The 22,944-nt window shown below is 63.2% G+C and carries 22 protein-coding genes and 1 pseudogene; 16 read left to right on the top strand and 7 right to left on the bottom strand.

The window, feature by feature from the left end; all coding sequences use genetic code 11:
* Nucleotides 1–89: 89 nt before the first annotated feature.
* Entirely contained in the window at nucleotides 90–1,031 is a 942-nt protein-coding gene (gene gshB / locus A9K68_RS03320; protein WP_065006421.1) for a glutathione synthase, read from the bottom strand.
* A 400-nt stretch (nucleotides 1,032–1,431) separates the two neighbouring features.
* On the opposite strand from gshB, the gene A9K68_RS03315 reads away from it, so the two are divergent.
* The 12 genes from A9K68_RS03315 to A9K68_RS03260 all read left to right on the top strand — a co-directional run bounded on the left by A9K68_RS03315 (nucleotide 1,432) and on the right by A9K68_RS03260 (nucleotide 12,384).
* Nucleotides 1,432–2,199 carry an SDR family oxidoreductase gene (locus tag A9K68_RS03315; protein ID WP_065006544.1) on the top strand — a complete coding sequence of 256 codons (768 nt, stop codon included), beginning with the start codon at nucleotides 1,432–1,434 and terminating at the stop codon, nucleotides 2,197–2,199.
* Nucleotides 2,196–3,152 carry a 2-dehydro-3-deoxygalactonokinase gene (locus tag A9K68_RS03310; RefSeq protein ID WP_065006419.1) on the top strand — a complete coding sequence of 319 codons (957 nt, stop codon included), beginning with the start codon at nucleotides 2,196–2,198 and terminating at the stop codon, nucleotides 3,150–3,152. Before A9K68_RS03315 ends, A9K68_RS03310 begins: the two co-directional genes overlap by 4 nt.
* Nucleotides 3,149–3,790, top strand: a complete 642-nt coding sequence (locus A9K68_RS03305) for a 2-dehydro-3-deoxy-6-phosphogalactonate aldolase (RefSeq protein WP_065006418.1) — start codon at nucleotides 3,149–3,151, stop codon at nucleotides 3,788–3,790. Before A9K68_RS03310 ends, A9K68_RS03305 begins: the two co-directional genes overlap by 4 nt.
* Nucleotides 3,787–4,668, top strand: coding sequence for an SMP-30/gluconolactonase/LRE family protein (locus A9K68_RS03300; RefSeq protein ID WP_065006417.1), 882 nt, complete (start codon nucleotides 3,787–3,789; stop codon nucleotides 4,666–4,668). The genes A9K68_RS03305 and A9K68_RS03300 overlap by 4 nt, the downstream gene beginning before the upstream one ends.
* 175 nt (nucleotides 4,669–4,843) lie before the next feature.
* Complete coding sequence (locus tag A9K68_RS03295; protein ID WP_065006416.1) at nucleotides 4,844–5,914, top strand: D-alanine:D-lactate ligase-like protein; 1,071 nt, start codon at nucleotides 4,844–4,846, stop codon at nucleotides 5,912–5,914.
* Between the two features lie 114 nt (nucleotides 5,915–6,028).
* On the top strand, nucleotides 6,029–6,697 hold the full coding sequence (locus A9K68_RS03290) for an XRE family transcriptional regulator (RefSeq protein WP_065006415.1): 669 nt from the start codon (nucleotides 6,029–6,031) through the stop codon (nucleotides 6,695–6,697).
* 30 nt (nucleotides 6,698–6,727) lie between these two features.
* Nucleotides 6,728–7,798, top strand: coding sequence for an extracellular solute-binding protein (locus A9K68_RS03285; RefSeq protein WP_029347850.1), 1,071 nt, complete (start codon nucleotides 6,728–6,730; stop codon nucleotides 7,796–7,798).
* Between the two features lie 10 nt (nucleotides 7,799–7,808).
* Entirely contained in the window at nucleotides 7,809–8,699 is an 891-nt protein-coding gene (locus A9K68_RS03280; protein WP_065006414.1) for an ABC transporter permease, read from the top strand.
* The gene (locus A9K68_RS03275; protein WP_029347847.1) at nucleotides 8,699–9,484 is read left to right on the top strand and encodes an ABC transporter permease; all 786 of its coding nucleotides are present in this window, start codon (nucleotides 8,699–8,701) and stop codon (nucleotides 9,482–9,484) included. The genes A9K68_RS03280 and A9K68_RS03275 overlap by 1 nt, the downstream gene beginning before the upstream one ends.
* A gap of 1 nt (nucleotide 9,485) precedes the next feature.
* Nucleotides 9,486–10,595 carry an ABC transporter ATP-binding protein gene (locus A9K68_RS03270; RefSeq protein ID WP_065006413.1) on the top strand — a complete coding sequence of 370 codons (1,110 nt, stop codon included), beginning with the start codon at nucleotides 9,486–9,488 and terminating at the stop codon, nucleotides 10,593–10,595.
* Nucleotides 10,596–10,618: 23 nt separating this feature from the next.
* On the top strand, nucleotides 10,619–12,004 hold the full coding sequence (locus A9K68_RS03265) for an FAD-binding oxidoreductase (protein WP_065006412.1): 1,386 nt from the start codon (nucleotides 10,619–10,621) through the stop codon (nucleotides 12,002–12,004).
* A gap of 26 nt (nucleotides 12,005–12,030) precedes the next feature.
* Nucleotides 12,031–12,384, top strand: a complete 354-nt coding sequence (locus A9K68_RS03260) for a cupin domain-containing protein (protein WP_065006411.1) — start codon at nucleotides 12,031–12,033, stop codon at nucleotides 12,382–12,384.
* 62 nt (nucleotides 12,385–12,446) lie between these two features.
* Here A9K68_RS03260 and A9K68_RS03255 read toward each other — a convergent pair whose 3' ends face one another.
* The 6 genes from A9K68_RS03255 to dnaK all read right to left on the bottom strand — a co-directional run bounded on the left by A9K68_RS03255 (nucleotide 12,447) and on the right by dnaK (nucleotide 18,118).
* On the bottom strand, nucleotides 12,447–12,734 hold the full coding sequence (locus A9K68_RS03255) for a DUF1330 domain-containing protein (protein ID WP_029347841.1): 288 nt from the start codon (nucleotides 12,732–12,734) through the stop codon (nucleotides 12,447–12,449).
* Nucleotides 12,735–12,751: 17 nt separating this feature from the next.
* Nucleotides 12,752–13,435 (bottom strand): orotidine-5'-phosphate decarboxylase, encoded by a 684-nt coding sequence (gene pyrF / locus A9K68_RS03250; RefSeq protein ID WP_082982158.1) that lies wholly within the window; start codon nucleotides 13,433–13,435, stop codon nucleotides 12,752–12,754.
* 20 nt (nucleotides 13,436–13,455) lie between these two features.
* Nucleotides 13,456–14,052, bottom strand: coding sequence for an NADPH-dependent FMN reductase (locus tag A9K68_RS03245; RefSeq protein WP_065006410.1), 597 nt, complete (start codon nucleotides 14,050–14,052; stop codon nucleotides 13,456–13,458).
* 59 nt (nucleotides 14,053–14,111) lie between these two features.
* Nucleotides 14,112–14,717 (bottom strand): phospholipid N-methyltransferase PmtA, encoded by a 606-nt coding sequence (pmtA, locus tag A9K68_RS03240; RefSeq protein WP_029347837.1) that lies wholly within the window; start codon nucleotides 14,715–14,717, stop codon nucleotides 14,112–14,114.
* 143 nt (nucleotides 14,718–14,860) lie between these two features.
* The gene (dnaJ, locus tag A9K68_RS03235; RefSeq protein ID WP_065006409.1) at nucleotides 14,861–15,991 is read right to left on the bottom strand and encodes a molecular chaperone DnaJ; all 1,131 of its coding nucleotides are present in this window, start codon (nucleotides 15,989–15,991) and stop codon (nucleotides 14,861–14,863) included.
* A gap of 210 nt (nucleotides 15,992–16,201) precedes the next feature.
* Nucleotides 16,202–18,118, bottom strand: a complete 1,917-nt coding sequence (gene dnaK, locus A9K68_RS03230) for a molecular chaperone DnaK (protein ID WP_065006542.1) — start codon at nucleotides 18,116–18,118, stop codon at nucleotides 16,202–16,204.
* Between the two features lie 518 nt (nucleotides 18,119–18,636).
* On the opposite strand from dnaK, the pseudogene A9K68_RS03225 reads away from it, so the two are divergent.
* The 4 genes and pseudogenes from A9K68_RS03225 to A9K68_RS03210 form a co-directional block, all read left to right on the top strand.
* Nucleotides 18,637–18,902 (top strand): annotated as a pseudogene (locus A9K68_RS03225) (hypothetical protein); the annotation flags it as partial.
* 239 nt (nucleotides 18,903–19,141) lie between these two features.
* On the top strand, nucleotides 19,142–19,819 hold the full coding sequence (rpe, locus tag A9K68_RS03220) for a ribulose-phosphate 3-epimerase (RefSeq protein WP_065009943.1): 678 nt from the start codon (nucleotides 19,142–19,144) through the stop codon (nucleotides 19,817–19,819).
* 225 nt (nucleotides 19,820–20,044) lie between these two features.
* Nucleotides 20,045–21,415: a malonyl-CoA decarboxylase gene (locus tag A9K68_RS03215; protein ID WP_065009985.1), complete on the top strand. Its 1,371-nt coding sequence runs from the start codon at nucleotides 20,045–20,047 to the stop codon at nucleotides 21,413–21,415.
* Nucleotides 21,412–22,938, top strand: a complete 1,527-nt coding sequence (locus A9K68_RS03210; RefSeq protein ID WP_065009944.1) for a malonyl-CoA synthase — start codon at nucleotides 21,412–21,414, stop codon at nucleotides 22,936–22,938. Before A9K68_RS03215 ends, A9K68_RS03210 begins: the two co-directional genes overlap by 4 nt.
* Nucleotides 22,939–22,944: the final 6 nt, after the last annotated feature.

The following is a 22,944-nucleotide window of genomic DNA, read 5'->3' as shown; positions in this document are numbered from 1 at the left end:
GCAAGAACATTACGGGAACAATTGAACGCTACAATCTGAGGGCGTCGCGGCGCTCTGGGTTGGAAAAACGCTGTTCCGCCAAGCGTGCGCTACTTGCGTTTGTCCTCGACCGCATCCCAGAACAGGCTCGCAATATCGGCGCCACCAAAACGCTGCACCTCGCGCACGCCGGTCGGCGACGTCACGTTGATCTCGGTCATGTAGTCGCCGATAACGTCGATGCCGACAAGGATAAAGCCGCGCTCTTTCAGCGATGGGCCGATGCGGGCGCAGATCTCGCGTTCGCGCGCCGTCAGTTCGGTTTTTTCGGCGCGGCCGCCGACATGCATGTTGGAGCGTGAATCATGCTCGGCCGGCACCCGGTTGATGGCGCCGACCGGCTCACCGTCGATCAGGATGATGCGTTTGTCGCCGGCGCGCACCTCCTTCAGATAACGCTGCACGATGTAGGGCTCGCGGAACAACTGGCCGAACATTTCGAGCAGTGAAGCAAGGTTGCGGTCGGCCTCGTGCAGGTGGAAGATGCCGGCGCCGCCATTGCCGTAGAGCGGCTTGACGATGATGTCGCCGAACTCCTTGCGGAAGGCGGCGACCTCCAGCGGGTCCTTGGTGATCAGCGTTTCCGGCATCAGGTCGGGAAATTCGGTGACGAAGATCTTTTCCGGGCTGTTGCGCACCCACGCCGGGTCGTTGACCACCAGTGTCTTGGGATGGATGCGCTCGAGTATGTGCGTCGTGGTGATGTAGTTCATGTCGAACGGCGGATCTTGCCTGAGCAGGACGACGTCCATCTCGGACAGGTCGGTGCGGACTTCTTCACCGAGCGAATAGTGATTGCCCTTCTCATCGCGGACCTGCATTTCCTCGATGCGGGCAAACACCTTGCCGCCGCGCAGCGACAACCGGTCGGGCGTGTAGTGGAACAACTGATGGCCGCGCCGCTGCGCTTCCAGCGACAGCGCAAAAGACGTGTCGCCGGCAATCGAAACGGTGGAGATGTGGTCCATCTGGACGGCGATTTTCAAAGGCATGGCGGATCTCCGGCGGATCGGATGGGCATTTGTGCTTGCCCTTACAACCTCGCCGGTGATCTGCCAATCGCGACATTTTGAGGATTGCCTGCTGCATGCGGGGCGTCTGTCGGCCAGTTGCAGACAAAGCGAGGCTGTGCGTGCGCTCGATGCCCGTGGGGTTGGCCGCCGCTGCAAGGATGCGTAGTGGGACGTGATCGTCTTTTTGTCTGACATAAGCCTCGGGAATCGGTTTTTCTCCCTTGCTCCCCCGACCGAGCTGGCTAGGATGCGCGCCGACTGAGCCTACAGCGCCGCGCGTCCTTTTGGACGCGCAAAGGACGCTGTAGCACTTTGATTTTGCGCATGATCCTTTCCGAAAATCGAAACCGATTCCGGGGTCATGCGCAGGGAGAAAAAAATGATGCCATCGGCACGCTTTGCCGACCTTCAAGGTGCCTCGGTGCTGATCACCGGCGGCGGCTCCGGCATCGGCGCGGCGCTGACCGAGGGCTTTGCCCGCCAGGGAGCGAAGGTCGCCTTCATCGACATCGCCGATGGCCCGAGCCTTGCGCTGGCCGACCGCATCGAGAAGGATCTCGGCCGCCGGCCTCTCTATCTCAAGACAGACATACGCGATGTCGAGGCGCTGCGGGCTTCAGCCGCCAAGGCGGCCGAAGCGCATGGCGACGTCACCGTGCTGGTCAACAATGCAGCACTTGATGATCGCCACGCGGTGGAAGATGTCACCGTGGAATTCTGGGACAACAACCAGGCGGTCAACCTGCGTCCGCATTTCTTCTCCGCACAGGCGGTAGCGCCGGGCATGAAGCGCGCCGGCGGCGGCTCGATCATCAACTTCACGTCGACGTCGTTTCTGATCAACCACCCCGACATGCCGGCCTATACCGCCGCCAAGGCCGGCATCGTCGGCCTGACCAAGGGGCTTGCCGGCAAGCTCGGCGCCGACGGCATTCGTGTCAATGCGATCGCACCCGGCTGGGTGATCACCGAGCGGCAGAAGGAACTCTGGGTCACCGAACAGGCGCTCGCCGCCCACGTTGCCAAGCAATGCATCAAGCAGGTGATGCAGCCGGAAGACATTGTCGGCACAGTGCTGTTCCTGGCGTCGGACGCCTCGCGGATGCTGACCGCACAGATGTTGATCGTCGATGGGGGCTTCCTGTGAGCCCAGGATTTCCGAACAAGGTGCCGGCCGTTGCCGCCGTCGATTGGGGCACAACCCGTCTCCGGGTCTGGCTGATCGATGAGGCCGGAAACGTCCTTGCCGAGCGCCGCGGCGACGACGGGCTGATCACTGCGCAGGCCGCCGGGTTTTCGACCATCCTCGAAGGACATCTGGTGGCGATGGGCGCGCCGGAAGCGATGCCCGTCATCATCTGCGGCATGGCCGGCTCGCGCCAGGGCTGGCTGGAGGCGCCCTATGTCACCGTGCCGGCGCCGATCGGCGCCATCCTTGCCGGCGCTGCGCGCATCCCCGGCCAGCGCCGCGACATCCGTATCGTGCCGGGGCTTGCCCAGCGCCAGGCCGATGCGCCCGACGTCATGCGCGGCGAGGAAACGCAGCTGGCCGGCGCTGGTTTGCCGGCAAAGGGCCGTCATCTCGTCTGCATGCCCGGGACCCATTCGAAATGGGTTTTGGTCGAGGACGGCGCTGTTGCCGGTTTCGGCACGTGGCCGACCGGCGAGCTGTTTTCGGTGCTGGCGGCGCACTCGATCCTGCGCCATTCGCTGGGCGAGCAGCCCCAGCCGGTTGCACCAGGCAATCCGTTTTTCCGGCGCTGGTGCGAGCAAGCGCTTGCCGACGGCGGCGATGTCACGTCGAGACTGTTCTCGATCCGCGCGGCTGGCCTGCTTCAGGACCTGAAGCCCGACGATGCCGCTGCTTGCCTGTCCGGCCTGCTGATCGGCGGCGAGATCGCCTCGGCCAGCCGGCGCTATGGGAAAGGCGGGTCGGTCGTGCTGGTCGCTTCCGGCGCGCTCGGCGCGCTGTACACGGAGGCGCTCGGCCTCGCTGGACTCGCGGTTCGGACCGTCGATGCCGACGAGGCGGTGCGTGCGGGCCTGATCGAGGCGGCGCGCGAAAATGGCATGATTGCTGGAAGCGGAGTTGCCGCATGACCGAGACCGCACCATTTCCGAAGCTCGAGCGCGGCCTTGTCGCCATCTTGCGCGGCCTCAAGCCGGACGAGGCGGTGGCCATTGGCCGGGCGATCTTCGAGGCCGGCATCGAAGCGATCGAAGTTCCACTCAATTCGCCGGAGCCCTTCGCCTCGATCGCAAGGATCGCGGAGGCGCTGCCGGCGACGGCACTGGTCGGCGCCGGGACTGTGCTGACCCTGGCCGATGTCGACGGATTGCAAAAGGCCGGCGGGCGGCTGCTGGTCAGCCCCAACATCGATGCCGAGGTCATGGGTCGCGCGATGAATTACGGCATGGTGACGATGCCCGGCGTGTTCACGCCGACCGAAGCCTTCCAGGCGATCCGGCTCGGCGCTTCGGCGCTGAAATTCTTCCCGGCCAGCGTGATTGGCGCCGCCGGTATCGCGGCGATGCGCGCGGTTTTGCCTTCCGATATGCTGGTCGGCGCGGTCGGCGGTGTGTCAGAAAAGGACTTTGCCGGCTACAAAGCCGCTGGCGTCAGTGTCTTCGGCCTCGGCTCAAGCCTGTTCAAGCCTGGTATGAACGTGGATGAGGTGGCAACGCGAGCACAGGCCGCAGTCGTCGCCTGGGATGCGGCGTTTGGAGCAGTGCGATGAACGAAGCCATCGTTTCTGTTCTTTCCGACCATGTCTGCCAGCTCGGCGAAGGCCCGAGCTATGACCCCGCCACCGATACGCTCTACTGGTTCGACATCGTCAACGGCCAGCTTCTGGAGAAGCGCCTTTCCGGCGGTGCGGTCAAAATCCACGAGCTTGGCCAGATGGCCAGCGCCATCGCCGTGATCGATGACAACAGACAATTGATCGCTACCGAAACCGGCCTGCATATCCGCGACGTCGCGACCGGCAAGATGACGCTGCACACGGCGATCGAGGCCGACAATCCGATGACGCGCTCGAATGATTCGCGCGTCCATCCCTGCGGCGCCTTCTGGGTCGGCACGATGGGCAAGGGCGAGGAAAAGGCCACCGGCTCGATCTACTGGTTCTTCAAGGGAGAGCTGCGTCGGCTCTATTCGGACATCACCGTGTCGAACTCGATCTGCTTTTCCGAGGACGGAACGCTCGCCTGTTACACCGATACCAGCACCGGCCTGTTGATGCGCGTCGCCTGCAATGCAGCGACCGGCCTGCCGGTCGGCGAACCGAAGATCTTCGTCGATCATCGCAAGGCCAAGGGCTATATTGACGGTTCGGTGCTCGATCGCGACGGTGTTCTTTGGAACGCCTGCTGGGGCGGCAGCGTCATCGAAGCCTACGGGCCTGACGGCAAGCTCATCCGTTCGGTCGCGATGCCGGTGACGCAACCGTCTTGCCCGGCCTTTGTCGGCAGGAATGCCGACCGGCTGGCGGTGACTTCAGCCTGGTCGGGCAAGAATGAGAAGCAGCGCCTGCTGGACCCGCAAGCCGGCATGACATTTCTGCTCGACATTCCAGTCAACGGCCGCTTCGAGCCGCGCGTGGCGATCGCCTAGACCATGATCCCGAACCTTTGGTTCGGAAGATCATGGTCAAACAAGAAGATCGACCAGCACTGTCGTGCAGGCGTCCGGCTGACGTCGGTTTTCCGCGAAAGCCTGATACATCCGCCGTGCGATGGTAGGCAATCGCGCTGCCAGGACCCGTTCATCCCCGGGAATCGTTCATCCCATGTCAAGCCGCAAGCCGAAGCTGATCCTTGCCTACGAGCCGGAAAAGGCTTGCTTCGACCGGCTGGTCGCCGATGGCCACGTGGCGGCGCGCGCGGCCGAAATCGCCTCCTATCTGGCGCAATCGACCGACATCGCCTCTGAGTTCGATGCGCTGGCCGCAGCCTGCCTGACACGCGGCCTGTCCTTTGTTCCAGTGGCGCTCGACGATGCCGCGAGCGCTCTCGCCGGCGAGGGCCCAAAGTCCACGCTTGTCTGGACGCTGACCGACGGCATCGCCTATTTCCGCGGTGGCGCCGCACCTGCTTTGGCACGGCTGAATGGCCTGAAGGTGATCGGTGCCGATGACGCGCTGTTTGCGCTGTGCCAGGACAAGTTCCGCTCCGGCGCCGTGCTCGGTGCACTCGGCCTGCCGGTGCCGCAATCCGGTTTGGCCCGCGACGGTCATTGGCTGGTCGAGCCACCGGCTTCGCCGGCAGGCTGGTTTGTCAAGCCGAACCGGCTCGGCGCCAAGATCGGCATCTGGCCGGACTCGCGCTGTGCCGATCTCGGCCCTGCGCTGGAACTTAGCCGGCGCGTGTTCGCCGCCTATCGCGACGACGTCGTCGTGCAGCCCTATGTAGCCGGGCGCAATGTGCGCGCGAGCTATCTCGGCCTGAAGCCGGACACCGGCGTCGAGGCGCTCGGCGTCGCCTTTGTCGATTCGGGCGGTGATTTCCAGACCATGGCAGACAGCCTGGCGCTCTATGGCGGCACCGGCGAGGCTGCCAGGGAGGCGGGGACATACGCCGAGCCCGAGCTGCTGCCGGTCGCCGCCAGCCAGCCGCGAGCCGATGCAAAGATCCGACGGATCGCGCAAAGCCTGATGACCGGGCTCGGCCTGCGAGATGTATTTTCCATCGATTTCCGGGTCGAATCCGACGACAGCGTCCATCTCATCGAATTCGAGGTCTGCCCCGGCCTGCCCTGCTTCGATTTCCGCGCCTATTGCCGCACGCAATGGGAGATGGGCCTCGCCGATGCGATGGCCGAGACCGCGGCGAGCCGTTTTAACCGAATGGCCGCGTCCTGAGCAGAAATTCTGCGTGAAGCTGCCCCCGGGCGACCCAGGATCGTATCGTATCTTGACAAATCGCTTGCGTTCCGGCACTTCACTTAATAGGGTGTTAAGTGAAGGAGGCACTCGGTGAAAGTCGACCTTGCTACGTCCCCGGGCGTGGCCGCGCAGGCAGGGGCGGACGCGGACAAGGCGAAGCATGTCGGTGGGCGGATCAAGGCCATTCGCACGGCCCGACGCATTTCGCTTCGCCAGCTGGCCGACATGGTCGGCACGACGGCGAGCTTCATCAGCCAGCTCGAGCGCAATCTGAGCGGCGCCAGCGCCAGCACCCTGATGCGGATCGCGGCTGCGTTGGATCTCGGCATCAACGACCTGTTCGAGCAGACCGAAGGTGGGTTCCACAAGGTGCTCACCAGAGGCGACCGCCCCCTGCTGCCGATCAGCCACGGTTGTCGAAAGACGTTGCTGTCGCGGCGGCCGATCCATGAATTCGAGGTTTATTCGGGGGATTTCGACGTCGGCGGTTCGACCGGTAACGATGCTTACACGCATGGCGGCAAGCACGAGATGTTCGTCGTTCTGAAGGGAACAGTCGAGCTGACGCTGGCAGACGAGCGCTTCGTCATGAACGAGGGCGACAGCATCGAATACGCAACCTCGACGCCCCATCGCACGGCAAACATCGGCAAGACGCCGGCGCAGGTGCTCTGGATCATCGCGCCCCCAACCAGCGGCGCGGCGGAACTCAATCGATACACGCCCGGACAAGGCTCGCAGCCGGGCGAACCGAACTAATGCGGGTGCACATAAATGGGAGATAAAACTATGAAGACCAAGATCGGACAGGTCGCCGCACTCGGGCTGTTGATGATCACCACCGCAGCGCTTGCACAGAGCAAGCCCGTGGCGGGCGAGGTGGCCGAGGGCTCGCTGAAGGGCAAGACGCTGACCTTCGTCTCGTATGGAGGCATTTACCAGGATGGTCAGATCGCCGCGCTGAAGGAGTTCGTCGACAAGTCCGGAGTGACGCTGCTCAGCGACGGGCCAACCGAAATCTCGAAACTGCAGGCGCAGGTCGAGTCCGGCAATGTCACCTGGGACGTTGTCGATACCGGCGATTTCCCGCCCTACGTCTATTGCGGCAAGCTGTTCCAGAAGCTGGACTTCTCGAAGATCGATACGTCTAACATTCCGGAGGGCCAGATCAGCGAATGCAGTGTGCCGGCCATGAACTATGGCGTGGTGCTGATGTACAACACCGAAAAGTACAAGGATAACCCGCCCAAGAGCTGGAAGGATTTCTTCGACATCGAGAAGTTCCCGGGATCGCGCGCTCTGGAGGGCAGCGGCGATCTCTCCGGCGGCATGATCGAGCAGGCATTGCTCGCCGCCGGCGGATCGGTGGAAAACATGACGGTTGCCGATATCGACAAGGCGATCGAGAAGGTGAGGTCGCTCGGTCCGGACACGATCTTCTGGAAGACCGGAGCTGATTCCCAGCAACTCGCCGAATCCGGCGAAGCCGACATGATCGCGATGTGGACCGGACGTGCCATGACTGCGGTGAAGAACGGCGCGAAGTACACGCCGGCGTGGCAGGACTGGCTGGTCGTGATGGACCAGATGACCATTCCGATGGGCGTCAAGGACCCCGACGCGGCGCATGCGCTGATCAACGCCTATGTCGGCAAGAGCGCGCAGGAGACGCTTGCAAAAACGACCTCGTATACCCCGATCCACAAGGACGCGAAGCCCGAAGTGGACGAGATCACAGCGGCGTTCATGACCAACACGCCGGACAAGCTGAAGCTCGGTTACCAGCAGAACATCAAGTTCTGGGTGGAGAACTTCGAGGTGGCGAACGAAAAGTGGAACGCGTTGATGGCGGGCAACTAGGTCCGCCACCGTGGCAACGAGAGCAATCGACAGCCGGAACACTGTTCCGGCTGTCGCCGCAGACGACCGGCGGCGCTGGTTTCGTGGACAGGCTTTCTGGCTCGTCGCGCCGGCGCTGCTGCTGCTCGTCATCTGCCTGGGTCTGCCTCTTGCCATCGTTACCTTGCGCAGCTTTTCCGAGCCGCAATGGGGATGGCAGAACTATGCCTGGTTCTTCGGCACACCGGTCAATCTGACTGTACTTCAGCGGACCTTCGCGATCTCCGCCTGGGTGACGCTGGTATGTCTCATTGCCGGCTATCCCTATGCCTATGTGATGACCGCAGTCGGACCCAAGATGCGGCTCGTCCTCATCCTGTGCGTGCTGGTGCCGTTCTGGGTGAGCGGTGTGGTGCGCACCCTGGCATGGGTCATCCTTTTGCAGGATTCCGGCGTGATCAACTCCGTCATCCGGGCAGTCGGCCTCAGCCCGGTCAAGCTGATCCGCACGCAGACGGGCGTGGTGATCGGCATGGCGCAGGTGCTGCTGCCGTTCATGATCCTGCCGCTCTATTCGGTGATGAAAACGATCGACCTGCGGCTCATGCAGGCGGCACGGAGCCTCGGCGCGAGCCCGGCGCGCGCCTTTTCCCAGGTTTATCTGCCGCTCTCGCTTCCGGGCGTCTACGCAGGCGCCATCATCGTGTTCATTCTTGCGCTCGGGTTCTACATCACCCCCGCTCTGCTCGGCGGTCCGCGTTCGACCATGCTCTCGACCCTGATCCAGAACCAGGTGCTCAGCCTGCTCAACTGGGGCCGCGGCGGTGCGATGGGCGTCGTGTTGTTGATCGCGACCTTCGTCCTACTCGCGCTCGCAGCACCGCTGTCGCGGCAACCGCACAAGACGGGCTCGAGACGCTGATGAAACAGCCCGGTCGAATCCTGCTCGGTCTGTTCTGCCTGCTCGTCGCGGTCTGGCTGGTCGCACCGACAATCGTCGTCGTGCCGATGTCGTTCAACGACAAGAAGTCGCTGGCCTTTCCGCCATCCGGCTTTTCCTGGCAGTGGTACCAGAACTTTTTCACCAACCCGGAATGGTCGGCGAGCCTGGTCGGTTCGCTCAAGGTCGCCGTTGTCACGGCGGTGTTCGCCACCGTCATCGGCACGCTGGCGGCATTCGGCCTCGATCGCATGAAAAGCCGCGTCAGCGGCGTGCTGCGCGCGCTGCTGATCACGCCAATGGTCGTGCCGGGGGTGGTGCTCGCCGTTGGAATCTATGCGGTCTATCTCGATACGCGGTTGGTCGGCACCATGACCGGCTTCGTGCTTGCGCACACCATGCTCGCCGTTCCTTTCGTCATCATCGCCGTCTCCGCCAGCCTGGAAGTCTTCGACAAACGGCTGGAAACTGCTGCGGCCAGCCTCGGCGCAACCCGGCTGACGGCGTTCAGGACGGTGACGTTGCCGCTGATCGCGCCGGGCATCCTGTCGGGCCTGCTGTTTGCGTTCGTCACCTCATTCGACGAGATCATCGTCGCGCTGTTCATCACCAGCCCTTATCTGAAGACACTGCCGGTCCAGATATTCTCGAGCATTACCCGGGACGCCGATCCCACCGTCGCGGCGGTGGGCACGCTGCTCTTCATCACGACGTCGCTGGTGATCGGGGCGGGGCTGTTGATCGGTTCGAGACAGGGAAGACGTTGACATGGCCTCACCATCGACTCGCGGCGCAGCCATCGATCTCAAATCAGTCAGCAAACACTATGGCAGCTTCATCGCTCTCGATAAGGTCTCTCTGCACATCGAGCCGGGGGAGTTCATGACGCTGCTCGGACCCAGCGGTTCGGGCAAGACGACCACGCTCAACGTCATCGCCGGCTTCACCGAGGTCAGCTCGGGTTCGCTTGATGTCGGCGGCAGGAGCGTCATCGGCGTACCGGCGCATAAACGCAACATCGGCGTGGTTTTCCAGCACTACGCGCTGTTCCCGCATATGACGGTCAGCAGGAATGTCGCATATCCCCTGACCTTGCGCGGCATCGCCAATCCCGATCGCGAGGCCCGGGTGCGCAAGGCGCTGGACATGGTGAAGATGGCGGATTTCGGCCACCGCTTCCCCAGCGAGCTCTCCGGCGGTCAGCAGCAGCGCGTCGCACTGGCGCGTGCCATCGTATTCGACCCACCGCTGCTTCTGATGGACGAGCCGCTCGGCGCGCTCGACAAGAAGCTCCGTGAATGGCTGCAGCTCGAAATCAAACGGATCCACCGCGAATTGGGCACCACCTTCGTTTATGTCACGCACGACCAGGAGGAGGCCCTGGTCCTCTCGGACCGCATCGCCGTGTTCAACCAGGGACGCATCGAGCAGATCGGCACCGGTCGCCAGCTCTACGACGAGCCCGAGACCTTGTTCGTCGGAAAATTCGTCGGCGACTCGACGATACTGCGCGGCGCAGCCTCCACCTCCGGGAACGAGACCGCCATTGACATAGAAGGGCGGAAAGTGGCTGCCGCCAAACGCCTTGCCGACGGCGCCAAACCCGTGATGCTGCTGCGGCCGGAGAAGCTGAGCCTCGCCAGACGGGGGAAGGGCGGACAGGGTCGAAACACCCTGCCCGGGCGCATCGGCGAGGCCATCTACCTCGGATCGGGCTCCAAATACGAGGTCGTGCTGGCCGACACCTCCAAGGCGATCGTGCGCTCTACGCTGGACGCCGAGACCTTCGCCATCGGCGACGAGGTTGATCTCGTATTCGCGGGCAGCGACGTGAAGCTGTTGGCGGACGACGAAAACGTCGATTTCACGCTGACCTGAATCCTATCTGGGAAATCTCGACAATGGACGTGAAGAAGAACGGCGACGTTTCATTCTGGTATGCCGACATCGGCGGCGTGCCCGACTATCGGCCGCCGCTGCAGGGCGATATCATGGCCGACGTCTGCATCGTCGGGGCCGGCTACACCGGCCTTTGGACCGCCTATTACCTGAAGCAGGCAGCCCCCCACCTCAACATTGTCATCGTCGAGAAGGAGTTCGCCGGCTTCGGTGCTTCGGGACGCAATGGCGGCTGGCTGTCCGGCGGGTTCTCATGGTCGCGCGAAAAATATGAGAAGGCATCGTCGCGCGCCGGAGTCGTCGCCATGCAGGCGGCAATGACGGGTACGGTGAACGAGGTCATATCGGTTGCGGAAGCCGAAGGCATCGACGCCGACATTCGCCGTACCGACGAACTGCTGGTCGCTACCAACGAGGCGCAGGAGCAGCGCGCCAAGGCGATGTATGCCCATGCCAGATCCTGGGAGCTGACTGACGAACGCGTGGGGTATATCGATGCAGCCGAGATGCGTCGGCGCATAGCGGTGCACAACGCGCGCGGCGCCTTCGTCATCAAGAAGGTTGCGCGGGTTCAGCCCGCAAAGCTGGTGCAGGGGCTCGCCAAGGCAGTGGAGCGCCTCGGTGTGCCGATCTATGAACAGACAACCGTGCTGTCGATCGAAAAAGGCAAGGTCACAACCAGCCGAGGCGTGGTGCGCGCGGAAAAGATCGTGCGGGCGACCGAGGGTTTCACTGCGGGAATTGCCGGCCACGAGAGACTTTGGTTGGCGCTCAACAGCGCTATCGTGGTCACCGAGCCGTTGTCCGACAAGCTGTGGAGCGAAATCGGCTGGGATGGCTACGAGGTTCTCGGCGACGCCGCACACACATACTGCTACGCGCAGCGCACCCGGGAAGGACGCATTGCAATGGGCGGGCGCGGGGTGCCTTATCGCTTCGGCTCGAAAACCGACCTTCGAGGCGTCACCCAGCAGGCGACGATCGACAAGCTGCACAAGATCCTGACGACGCTTCTGCCGCAGACCGAGGGGCTCAAGCTCGACCATGCGTGGTGTGGAACGCTCGGCGTGCCGCGGGACTGGTGCACGACAGTGGGCTTTGACAAGCAGACCGGAATAGGCTGGGCAGGCGGCTATGTCGGCCTCGGCGTTTCCACCTCGAACCTCTCGGGACGCACATTGAGGGATCTTCTGCTGGACAACGACACCGAGCTGACCCGGCTTCCCTGGGTCAATCGAACCGTGCGCAAGTGGGAGCCAGAGCCGCTGCGCTGGCTGGGCGTCCATTCGATGTATCAGCTCTATCGGATTGCCGACGAGAGGGAAGCAAAGGGGCTGCCGCGCACATCGCGGCTAGCGGCCCTGGCAGACCGCATCACCGGGCATTGAACCGCATCACCTCGAGGATATATAGCATGATCGACTTCAAGACCTTCGCCCACCTTGCGCATATCGACCTCGGTGAGCCCCAGCCGAAACCCACCTCGGTGGAAGGCGATCAGCTGGAAGCAGTCAACACCCTCTGGGCTTCGGACGATGGCAAGATCGAAGTCGGTGTCTGGGAATGTTCGCAGGGCCGGTTCACCGCGCGCCGCGACACGAATTCCGAGATCTGCCACATCGTCTCAGGCCGCGTGACGCTGCACGGTCCCGAGGGCGCGGTTAAAAATGTCGGACCCGGCGAATTGCTTGTTCTGCCGCTTGGCTGGCAGGGCGAATGGACCATCCACGAGAAAACGCGCAAGCTTTACATCCTGCATTCGGTTTGATCGCTGCAGCTGCATGCTCGCCTGCAATTTCCGATGAGACCACGCGCGCCACGGCGGTCGAACTAAACCCCTTCGACCAGCACGATCTCGCCGTCGGCTACTTTCTGGCGGATCGTCACGGCGCGTTGATACTCCGGCGAGTGATAGCAATCGTGCGCCGCAGCCAAAGACGGAAACTCGATGATTACGTTGCGGTCGCGGCCCGGCCCTTCCGCCTTTTCATGCGCACCGCCTCGTGCCAGGAAAACGGCGCCGAAGCGATCGAAAGCCGGTTTGGCGGCAGTGACATAGTCCTTGTAGCCTTCCGCATCGCGCACATCGACGCGGGCGATCCAGTATCCCTTGGGCATGCTTCTCCTCCGAATTGTTAGGCCGAGCGCATTTCGTCAAGGATCGCTTCCGCGACCGCTCGCCTGTCGGCGGCGCCGACGATCGGCCGGCCGACGACGAGATGGCTGGAGCCGTTGCGGATCGCCTGCGCCGGCGTCACCACGCGCTTCTGGTCGCCATGGTCGCTGCCCTTGGGCCGTATTCCCGGCGTGACGACGGCCATGTTGGGCCCGACGATCCGGCGCACCGCTTCCGCTTCCTCGGCCGAGCAGACGATGCCGCCCATGCCGGCATGCAGCGCCTGTTCGGAGCGCCTCAGCACCAGCGTATGCGGGTCATGTTCATAGCCGGCGTCGATCACGTCCTGCTCGTCCATCGAGGTCAGCACGGTGACGCCAAGCAGGCAAAGATCGCTGCCCCTGGCGGCCTCGACCGCTGCCTTCATCGTCTTCGGATAGGCGTGCAGCGTCAGCATGGTCATGCCCATCCTGGCAATGGCCTCGACACCCTTGGCTATCGTGTTGTCGATGTCGAGCAGCTTCATGTCGAGGAAGATCCTGGTGCCGCCGCTGGCGAGCTCGCGGGCGAAATCGAGGCCACCGGCGAAGGCGAGCTGGTAGCCGATCTTGTAGAAGGAGACGATCCCGTCGAGCTCACGCACCGCCTTCTCGGCGTCCTCCAGCGTCGGCACGTCGAGGCCGACGATCAGCCTGTCTTGCATGGTGCTGGCGCGCTCCTGGATCACGCCTCGATCCGCGTCGACAGCATGCGCGAGGTTTCGATCAGCGTGCGGCATAGGTGCTCCATCGATCTGTGCAGTCTCTCGTCCCTGAAATTTCCGTCCTCGTCGAAGGCGTTGCCGCCCTCCGGCACCGAGCATTCCGGCGTCACCACCTCCATCTTGCAGCGCACCAGCACGGAGCGCAGATGGTTGATGCAGCGTACCCCGGCGAAATGTCCTTTGGAAGACGAACAAAGGCCGGCGGGCTTGCCGGTGAACGGCCTGAACGACCGCCCGCCATCCATTCGCACGCGGCTCACCCAATCGATGGCGTTCTTGAGCAGCGGCGGGATCGAGCCGTTATATTCGGGCGTCGCGATCAGCAGCCCGTCATGGGCGGCGATCTGCCGGGCAAGCTTGATGGCGTTTTCAGGAATGCCTTTCTCCTTTTCCAGATCCTCGTCGAGAATCGGCAGCGGATAGTCGGCAAGCGAGATGCGGGTTACCTCGGCACCCTGCAGAGCGAGTTCCTTCTGCGCCACATCGGCGGTCCTGCCGCTGTAGGCGCCAGCGCGAATCGAACCTGCGAAGACGAGAATTTTCGGGATCACTGCCATTGGCCATCATTGTCAGCCGACAGGTATAGGCCAAGCACGTCTCAAATACCAAATACTGATCAATGCGCCGCGCGTCGGTAGATCCACAGCTGCGTTGGCGGGATGTTGCGGATGACGAAATGAAAATGCTCGACCGTGTAGTCGCCGCGGCCGGGCGGGATCGGCGACAGCGGGCCGTAGGTCAGCTGCACGATCGGGCGGCCTGTCGGGATGCGGTCGAGAAGGCTTTCGACATAGGCGATGCGCTGGGCGACCGGGAAATTGAGCAATGGCACGCCGGAGACGACCGAATCGAAGGTCAGGCCGCTCTTGTCACCGAGTGTCGCATCGAGATTGAAGGCGTCGCCCTCGATGACGTTGACGCCGGGATAGAGCTGGCGCAGATGGCGCACGAAATCGGGCGAGTATTCGACTGCGTAGAGATTTTCAGGCTTTACGCCCTGGGCGAGGATGGCTCGGGTGATGACGCCGGTGCCAGGCCCGACTTCGAGCACCGGCAGGCCCGAGTTCGGGTTGACGACGGAGGCCATCTTTCGAGCCGTGGTGGAACTGGTCGGCACGATCGAACCGACCGCCTTCGGCTTGTCGATCCAGCCCTTGAAGAACTTCAGTTCGTCGTCAAACTTTTCCGCCAGCGCCTTTCGCAGTCCGGGACCATGTGCCATGCAAGTTCTCCTGAACGCTCCCCCCGAGAGGCTACTTAGCAGCTACGGGGTTCAAGGCAAGGCGGACTCCGGTATAAGATGTTGATGACGCTAGGGAAGCCTCGCCTTGATTGCACTCTACACCGGATTGCCGAGAATAGGCATCAGCGCTCGCCGAAGGTTTCGAAAAAGTCCTTCATGCGGGCGAAAAAGCCGCTCGACTGCGGCGAATTATCCTTCGAGGAAACCTGCTCGAACTCCTCCAGCAACTCGCGCTGGCGGCGGGAAAGGTTTTGCGGCGTCTCGACCGCGGTCTGGATATAGAGGTCGCCGACATTGTGCTGGCGCAGCACCGGCATGCCTTTGCCCTTGAGGCGGAACTGGCGGCCGTTCTGGGTGCCTTCCGGCACTTTCACTTTCGTCTGGGTGCCGTCCAGCGTCGCCACCTCGAAGGAGCCGCCAAGTGCTGCCGTCGTCATCGAGATCGGCACCTTGCAGTAGAGATCGGCGCCGTCGCGCTGGAAGAATTCGTGCGGCTTGACCGCCAGGAAAATATAGAGGTCGCCCGACGGGCCGCCGCGCAGGCCGGCCTCGCCCTCATTGGCAAGGCGGATGCGGGTGCCGTCCTCGATACCGGCCGGGATGTTGACAGACAGCGAGCGCTCCTCGGTGACGCGGCCCTGGCCGGCGCATTTCGGGCACGGCTCCTTGATGGTCTGGCCACGCCCCTGACATTGCGGGCAGGTGCGCTCGATCGAGAAGAACCCTTGCGTGGCGCGTACCTTGCCGTGGCCATTGCACATCGAGCAGGTGACGGGCTGGGTGCCGGGCTTGGCGCCGCTGCCGGAGCATTCCGTGCAGGAGATCGAGGCCGGCACGTGAATCTGTGCGGTCTTGCCGGTAAACGCCTCCTCCAGCGTGATTTCCATATTGTAGCGCAGGTCGGCGCCGCGCTCGCGGCCACCTGAGGAGCGGCGCTGGCGCCCGCCCATCATGTCGCCGAAAATATCCTCGAAGATGTCGGCGAAGCCGCCGGCGCCGAAGCCGTGTGCGCCGCCGTTCATGCCGCCCTGTTCAAAGGCGGCGTGGCCGAAACGGTCGTAGGCCGCGCGTTTCTGCGGGTCCTTCAGCGTCTCGTAGGCTTCGTTGATTTCCTTGAACTTGTGCTCGCAGGAATGGTCGCCGGGATTGCGATCGGGATGGAACTGCATGGCGAGCTTGCGGAAAGCGCTCTTGAGCTCCTTCTCGTCGGCCCCCTTTTGCACACCCAACGTTTCGTAGAAATCAGCTTTCATCTTTTCCTGCAGTCCGGATATTCAACGTCTTGAAGCCTTGTTGCGTCGTTGCCGGCACGCTGTTCCGATTTAGGTGCGATGGCGCCTGGATGCCAGTGTCGACGCGGGCTTGCTCGCATTTTTCCGATCAAGCCCGCACTTTTTCGGCCAGAGTTGCAAAAAAGCCCGGCTTTGCGCCGGGCCTTCTGCGATAATCTGCCGTCAGGCCGCTCAGGCCGACTTCTTCTTGTCGTCGTCCTCGTTGATTTCCTCGAAATCGGCATCCACCACGTCGCTGTCCTTGGCGGCATCCGCCTTGGCGTCAGCCTCCGCGGCTTCCTTCTGCGAAGCTTCGTACATGGCTTGGCCGAGCTTCATCGAGGTTTCGGCGAGCGCCTGCGTCTTGGCTTCGATCTCGGTCGCGTCGTCGCCTTCGGCAGCGGTCTTCAGCGCCGCGATCGCATCGGCGATCGCCGTGCGGTCCGCCTCGGAAACCTTCTCGCCATACTCCTTCAGCGACTTCTCCGAGGAATGCACCAGCGCCTCGGCCTGGTTGCGGGCCTCGACCAGCGCGCGCCGCTTCTTATCGGCCTCGGCATTGGCTTCGGCGTCCTTCACCATCTTCTCGATATCGGCGTCCGAAAGGCCGCCAGACGCCTGGATGCGGATCTGGTGCTCCTTGCCGGTGCCCTTGTCCTTGGCCGAGACATTGACGATGCCGTTGGCGTCGATGTCGAAAGTGACCTCGATCTGCGGCACGCCACGCGGCGCCGGCGGAATGCCGACCAGGTCGAACTGGCCGAGCGCCTTGTTGTCGGCGGCCATTTCACGCTCGCCCTGGAAGACGCGGATGGTCACGGCCGACTGTGAATCCTCGGCCGTCGAGAACACCTGGCTTTTCTTCGTCGGGATCGTCGTGTTGCGTTCGATCAGCCGCGTGAACACGCCACCCAGCGTCTCGATGCCAAGCGACAGCGGCGTCACGTCGAGCAGCAGCACGTCCTTGACGTCGCCCTGCAGCACGCCGGCCTGGATGGCGGCGCCCAATGCGACGACCTCATCCGGATTGACGCCCTTGTGCGGCTCCTTGCCGAAGAACTGCTTTACGATCTCCTGGATCTTGGGCATGCGGGTCATGCCGCCGACCAGGACGACCTCGTCGATTTCGCCGGCCTTGAGGCCGGCATCCTTGAGCGCCGCCTTGCAGGGATCGATCGTGCGCTGGACGAGATCCTCGACCAGGCTCTCGAACTTCGCACGCGTCAGCTTCAGCGTCAGGTGCTTGGGACCGGTGGCATCGGCAGTGATGAAGGGCAGGTTGATCTCGGTCTGCGTCGTCGACGACAGCTCGATCTTGGCCTTTTCGGCTGCTTCCTTGAGGCGCTGAAGGGCGAGCTTGTCGCTCCGCAGATCGATGCCCTGTTCCTTCTTGAATTCGGCCGCCAGATATTCGACCAGACGCATGTCGAAATCCTCGCCGCCGAGGAAGGTGTCGCCATTGGTCGACTTCACCTCGAAGACGCCGTCGCCGATTTCGAGCACCGAAATGTCGAACGTACCGCCGCCAAGGTCATAGACGGCAATAGTCTTGCCTTCCTTCTTGTCGAGGCCGTAGGCAAGTGCGGCCGCGGTTGGCTCGTTGATGATGCGCAGCACTTCCAGGCCGGCGATCTTGCCGGCATCCTTGGTGGCCTGGCGCTGGGCATCGTTGAAATAGGCCGGAACGGTGATGACCGCCTTCTCGACCTTCTCGCCGAGATAGGCTTCCGCCGTTTCCTTCATCTTCTGCAGGATCATTGCCGAGATCTGGCTGGGCGACTGCTTCTTGCCGCCGGCCTCGACCCAGGCGTCGCCATTGTCGCCCTTGACGATCTTGTAGGGGACAAGCTTCTTGTCCTTTTCCGTCACCGGATCGTCATAGCGACGGCCAATCAGGCGTTTGACCGCGAAGATGGTGTTTTCGGGATTGGTGACCGCCTGGCGCTTGGCCGGCTGGCCGACGAGGCGCTCGCCGTCGCTGTTGATGGCGACGATGGAAGGGGTCGTGCGCGCGCCTTCCGCATTCTCGATGACCTTCGATTCCTTGCCGTCCATGATGGCGACGCAGGAGTTGGTAGTCCCCAGATCGATACCGATTACTTTTGCCATTTTTCTAATCTCTCCGCTAAGCAGGCTCTCAGGACCCGTACAGGCGTTCCGACGAAAGCCCCTGTTCACAAGAAATTCCGCTTCGGCAACCGGCATTCCGGCGCCGAACGGCTTGGCGCGTATATAAGAACAGGCTGCGCGGCGCGCAAGCATTCTGCGCAAGGCATCCAACATCCTTTTCTTGGGCCGGCCGGGTTCTCCGGCCATGGCTCCCATGAACCTTTCCGCGTCGGTTCGCGACTGACACCCAGATGCGCCGCGTGGTGCGGCCCGGAAAAGGAAAGGCCCATGACTGGAAATCCAGAGGCTCCGCGGTTTGCGGGAACTCGGTGCGATCACCGCTTCCGGGATCGGCTCGACGCGCTGGGCTTCCGCTGATTCCGTTGACCCACCACAAGAGCCGACGTATCGTGATTATGAGGAAAGCAGACAATTCGATCAGGGAAAAACGTGCCGGAACGTCGCGCCTTGCCCTGATTTGCGCGGAAACGCCGGATGTTTCTCCCGTCGCCCCCCGGACACTTGCCGAACAGCTTGCCGGCGGCGGGCCGCTCGCCATGCACGGCGTGCAGATCACGCGACGGCGCTGGTCAGGCCGGCCAACGTCCCGCCGTTCGGCTCATGGTTCGTCGACTTCGATGGCTATTTCGAAGACCCCAAGGTTGAAGCTCATGTCGGCGACGTCGAGGTCTTGCACCCCAGCGAGGGCCGTGCCGGCTATTACGAGCAGATACCGGGCGGCGGTTACCTGCCGCCTTTCTATCCGCGCGACTTTCCGCCCCCGGTGGCGCGCCTGCCGAGCAAAAGCAACGGATTCCACGACAGCAGAATCCGGCGCGCGACAGCATAGTTAACTAACCATTCGCAACCACAAGACCCCGCCGGAGCAATCCGGCGGGGTCTTGGTGCCGACATCTGACGCCATCGCGCCAGGAACAACCGGCTTCCCCTTTTTGGGATCATGGTCTAGCAGTCGACCCAGACGATGCGCCCGCAACCACGGGCGCCTGGAAAGGCCGGATCATGAGCAAAAAAACCCTGATCGCGCCATCGGTGCTTGCGTCGGATTTTTCGAAGCTCGGCGACGAGGTCGAGGCGGTGGCGGCGGCCGGCGCCGACTGGATCCATCTCGACGTCATGGACGGGCATTTCGTGCCCAACATCACTTTCGGCCCACCGGTGATCAAGGCGATTCGCAACCGCACCAAGGCCTTCTTCGACTGCCATCTGATGATCGCGCCGGCCGACCCCTATCTGGGGGCTTTCGCCGAAGCCGGCTGCGACGGCATGACAGTGCATGCCGAGGCCGGGCCGCATCTCGACCGTTCGCTGCAGACGATCAGGAACCTCGGCAAGAAGGCCGGCGTGTCGCTCAATCCGGCGACGCCGGAATCGGCGGTCGAATATGTGCTCGACCGGCTCGATCTGATCCTGATCATGACCGTCAATCCGGGTTTTGGCGGCCAAGCCTTCATTCCGGGAGTCGTCGAGAAGGTGAAGCGGGTGAAGGCGCTGATCGGCAATCGGCCGATCCGGATCGAGATCGACGGCGGCATCTCGCCGCAAACGGCACCTTTGGTCACCGCCGCCGGCGCCAGCGTGCTGGTCGCCGGTGCAGCCATCTTCAAGGGCGGCAGCGTTGAAGCCTATCGGGGGAACATCGAGGCGATCAGGACAGCGGCCGACCGGGCGGCCGGCTGACGCTGCCGGCGTCGTTACCAAACGCGCCGTCTCGTCAGCCGGTCAGGAATTCGTTGGCCGACGCCGGTGCGGTTGTGCTCGTGACATACGGTCCCCCAGCCAAAAATGTCTTTGTCCATTTTTGGGCAATTTTATTGGCATAACAGAAACTACATCCATATTCTCTTTCTCACGCTGATGCCTCTTCGGACCTTCCCGCAGGGCTCCTCTTCGACGGTCGGATCGATGAACCGCAGCCCTTTCTTCGCTGACCTGCTGAACACCATCGCCGATCGCGGCCGGATGATGCTGAACCTCGTTCGCGGTGACGAGCCGGTCTCGGCCGACAGCCTGGGGCGTCTGTGCGCCCGTCTACTTTCCAGCCAGGGCGAGGCATCGGGCGTCGCCTATGCCCGGGAAATTCTTGAGCGCTGGCGCACCCTCGGCGCCGACGGAAGGCTGGCTTTCCTGCATGTGCTGCGCGATCGCTTCGGCACCGATCATGCCAAGCTTGCCGCCGCGGTGGATGCCTATCGCGCCGCGCCCGACGATCGCTCGGCACTTACCCTGCATGATGCCGCCGAACCGGCAAGACAGGAGCTTCTGCGCCGCCTGAACCTGGCGCCCGGCGGCATCGAGACGCTGGTGCGCATGCGCCAGGATCTGCTTGCCCGGCTGCCCACATCGCCCGATCTCGCCATCGTCGATGCCGACTTCACGCACCTCCTGTCGTCATGGTTCAACCGCGGCTTCCTGGTGCTGCGGCGGATCGACTGGTCGACGCCAGCCAACATTCTGGAAAAAATCATCCGCTACGAGGCGGTGCACGCCATCCACACCTGGGACGATCTGCGCCGCCGGATCGAACCCGACGACCGGCTCTGCTATGCGTTCTTTCATCCACAGCTCGGTGACGAGCCGCTGATCTTCGTCGAGGTCGCGCTCACCCGGGCGATGCCGACGACAATCGCCGAGCTGCTTGCCGACGAGCGGCCGCTGGTGCAGCCACGGCTGGCCACGACGGCAGTGTTCTATTCCATCTCCAACTGCCAGGAGGGCTTGCGCGGCATCTCGTTCGGCAACTTCCTGATCAAGCAGGTGGTCGAGGACCTGCGCCGCGACCTTCCCGGCCTGACGGATTTCGTCACACTGTCCCCGGTGCCGGGCTTTGCCCGCTGGCTGGCCGAGCAGGCCGAAACCATCCCCTCCGCCGCCGAAGTGCTGGACCTCGTCGCCAACCAGGGTTGGCACGCGGATGCTGCGATGCGCGACCGCGTGGGCCAGGCCCTGCTTCCTCTTGCGGCACAGTATTTCCTCGAAGCCCGCACCGCCTCCGGCAAGGTGATCGATCCGGTCGCCCGGTTCCATCTCGGCAATGGCGCCCGGCTGGAGCGCATCGACCTTTTCGGCGACCTGTCGCCCCGCGCCTTACGTCAGGCGCATGGCCTGATGGTCAATTATCGCTACAAGCTCGACGATATCGAGGAGAACCACGAGCTGTTCGCCGCCAGGAACGATGTGGCGGCCGCGCCCGCTGTGCGCCGCCTGCTGCCGAAACCAGCGAGACCGGCCGCACCACCGCTTCCGGCGGCTGCCCAGACTCGGAGGGATGCATGAGCAACCATTTGTTCGACGCTTTCCGCGCCGGGATGCCGGCGCCCGAGCGTCTGTTGATGGAGAGGGATGACGGGCGCTCGATATCCTATGGCGATATGCTGGCGCAGTCCGCGCAACTGGCACATGCGCTTCTGCAATTGGGCGTCGAACCCGGCGACCGCGTCGCCGTCCAGGTCGAGAAGAGCGCCGAGGCCATTTTCCTCTATCTCGCTTGCCTGCGCGCCGGCGCGGTCTTCCTGCCGCTCAACACCGCCTACACGCTGACCGAGCTCGACTACTTCTTCGGCGATGCCGAGCCGCGGCTGGTCGTCTGCGATCCGGCACGGGCAGCCGATATCGGGGCCTTGGCGGAGAGATCGGGCGCTATCGCAGTCACGCTCGGCGGCAATGGCGAAGGCTCGTTGATGGATCAGGCCTCGCGGCGGTCTTCGGACTTCCGCGACGTGGTGCGCGGGCCGGACGATCTTGCGGCGATCCTGTACACGTCGGGGACCACCGGCCGCTCGAAAGGCGCCATGCTCAGCCATGAGAACCTCGCCTCAAATGCGCGGGTTCTGGTCGACCAGTGGCGCTTCACTGCCGCAGACGTCTTGATCCACGCGCTGCCGATCTTCCACACGCATGGCCTCTTCGTCGCCACCAACGTCATCCTGATGGCCGGCGCCTCGATGCTGTTCGAAACCAGGTTCGACCCGGCCCGCATCGTCTCGCTGCTGCCGCGGGCCACGGCGCTGATGGGCGTGCCGACCTTTTATGTGCGCCTGTTGCAGCAGGACGGCTTGAACCGGCAAGCGGCGAAAAACATCCGCCTGTTCGTTTCCGGATCGGCGCCGCTGCTGGCCGAGACGCACAAGGCCTGGCGCGAGCGCACCGGCCATTCGATCATCGAGCGCTACGGCATGACCGAGACCAACATGAACACGTCGAACCCCTATCATGGCGAGCGGCGCGCCGGCACGGTCGGTTTTCCCCTGCCCGGCGTCGCGCTGCGCATCGCCGACCCCGAGAGCGGCGAAACACTTGCGCAGGGCGAGGTCGGCATGATCGAGGTGAAGGGTCCCAATGTCTTTTCCGGCTATTGGCGCATGCCGGAAAAGACCAAGGCGGAATTCCGTGATGACGGCTTCTTCATCACCGGGGATCTCGGCCTGATCGACGCCGGCGGCTATGTCCACATCGTCGGGCGCGGCAAGGATCTGATCATTTCCGGCGGCTACAACATCTATCCGAAGGAGGTCGAGAGCGAGCTCGACGCGCTGCCCGGCGTCGCCGAAAGCGCTGTCATCGGCGTTGCCCATCCGGATTTCGGCGAGGGCGTCACCGCGATCGTGGTGCGGACGCCGGCCTCGACCATCACCGCTGCCGAGATCGTCGGCGCCATCGCCGGGCGGCTGGCGAAATACAAGCATCCGAAGCAGGTGATCTTCGTCGACGAACTGCCGCGCAACACGATGGGCAAGGTGCAGAAGAACCTGCTACGCGAAACCTACAAGGACCTCTACGCTCCGGCCAAAGCCGGCTGACTTTAA

Source organism: Mesorhizobium sp. AA22, assembly GCF_001672375.2.
GTDB classification, from domain to species: Bacteria; Pseudomonadota; Alphaproteobacteria; order Rhizobiales; family Rhizobiaceae; genus Mesorhizobium; species Mesorhizobium wenxiniae.
The sequence above is the reverse complement of the archived record's forward strand: the minus strand, read 5'-3'. Positions and strand labels throughout refer to the sequence as shown.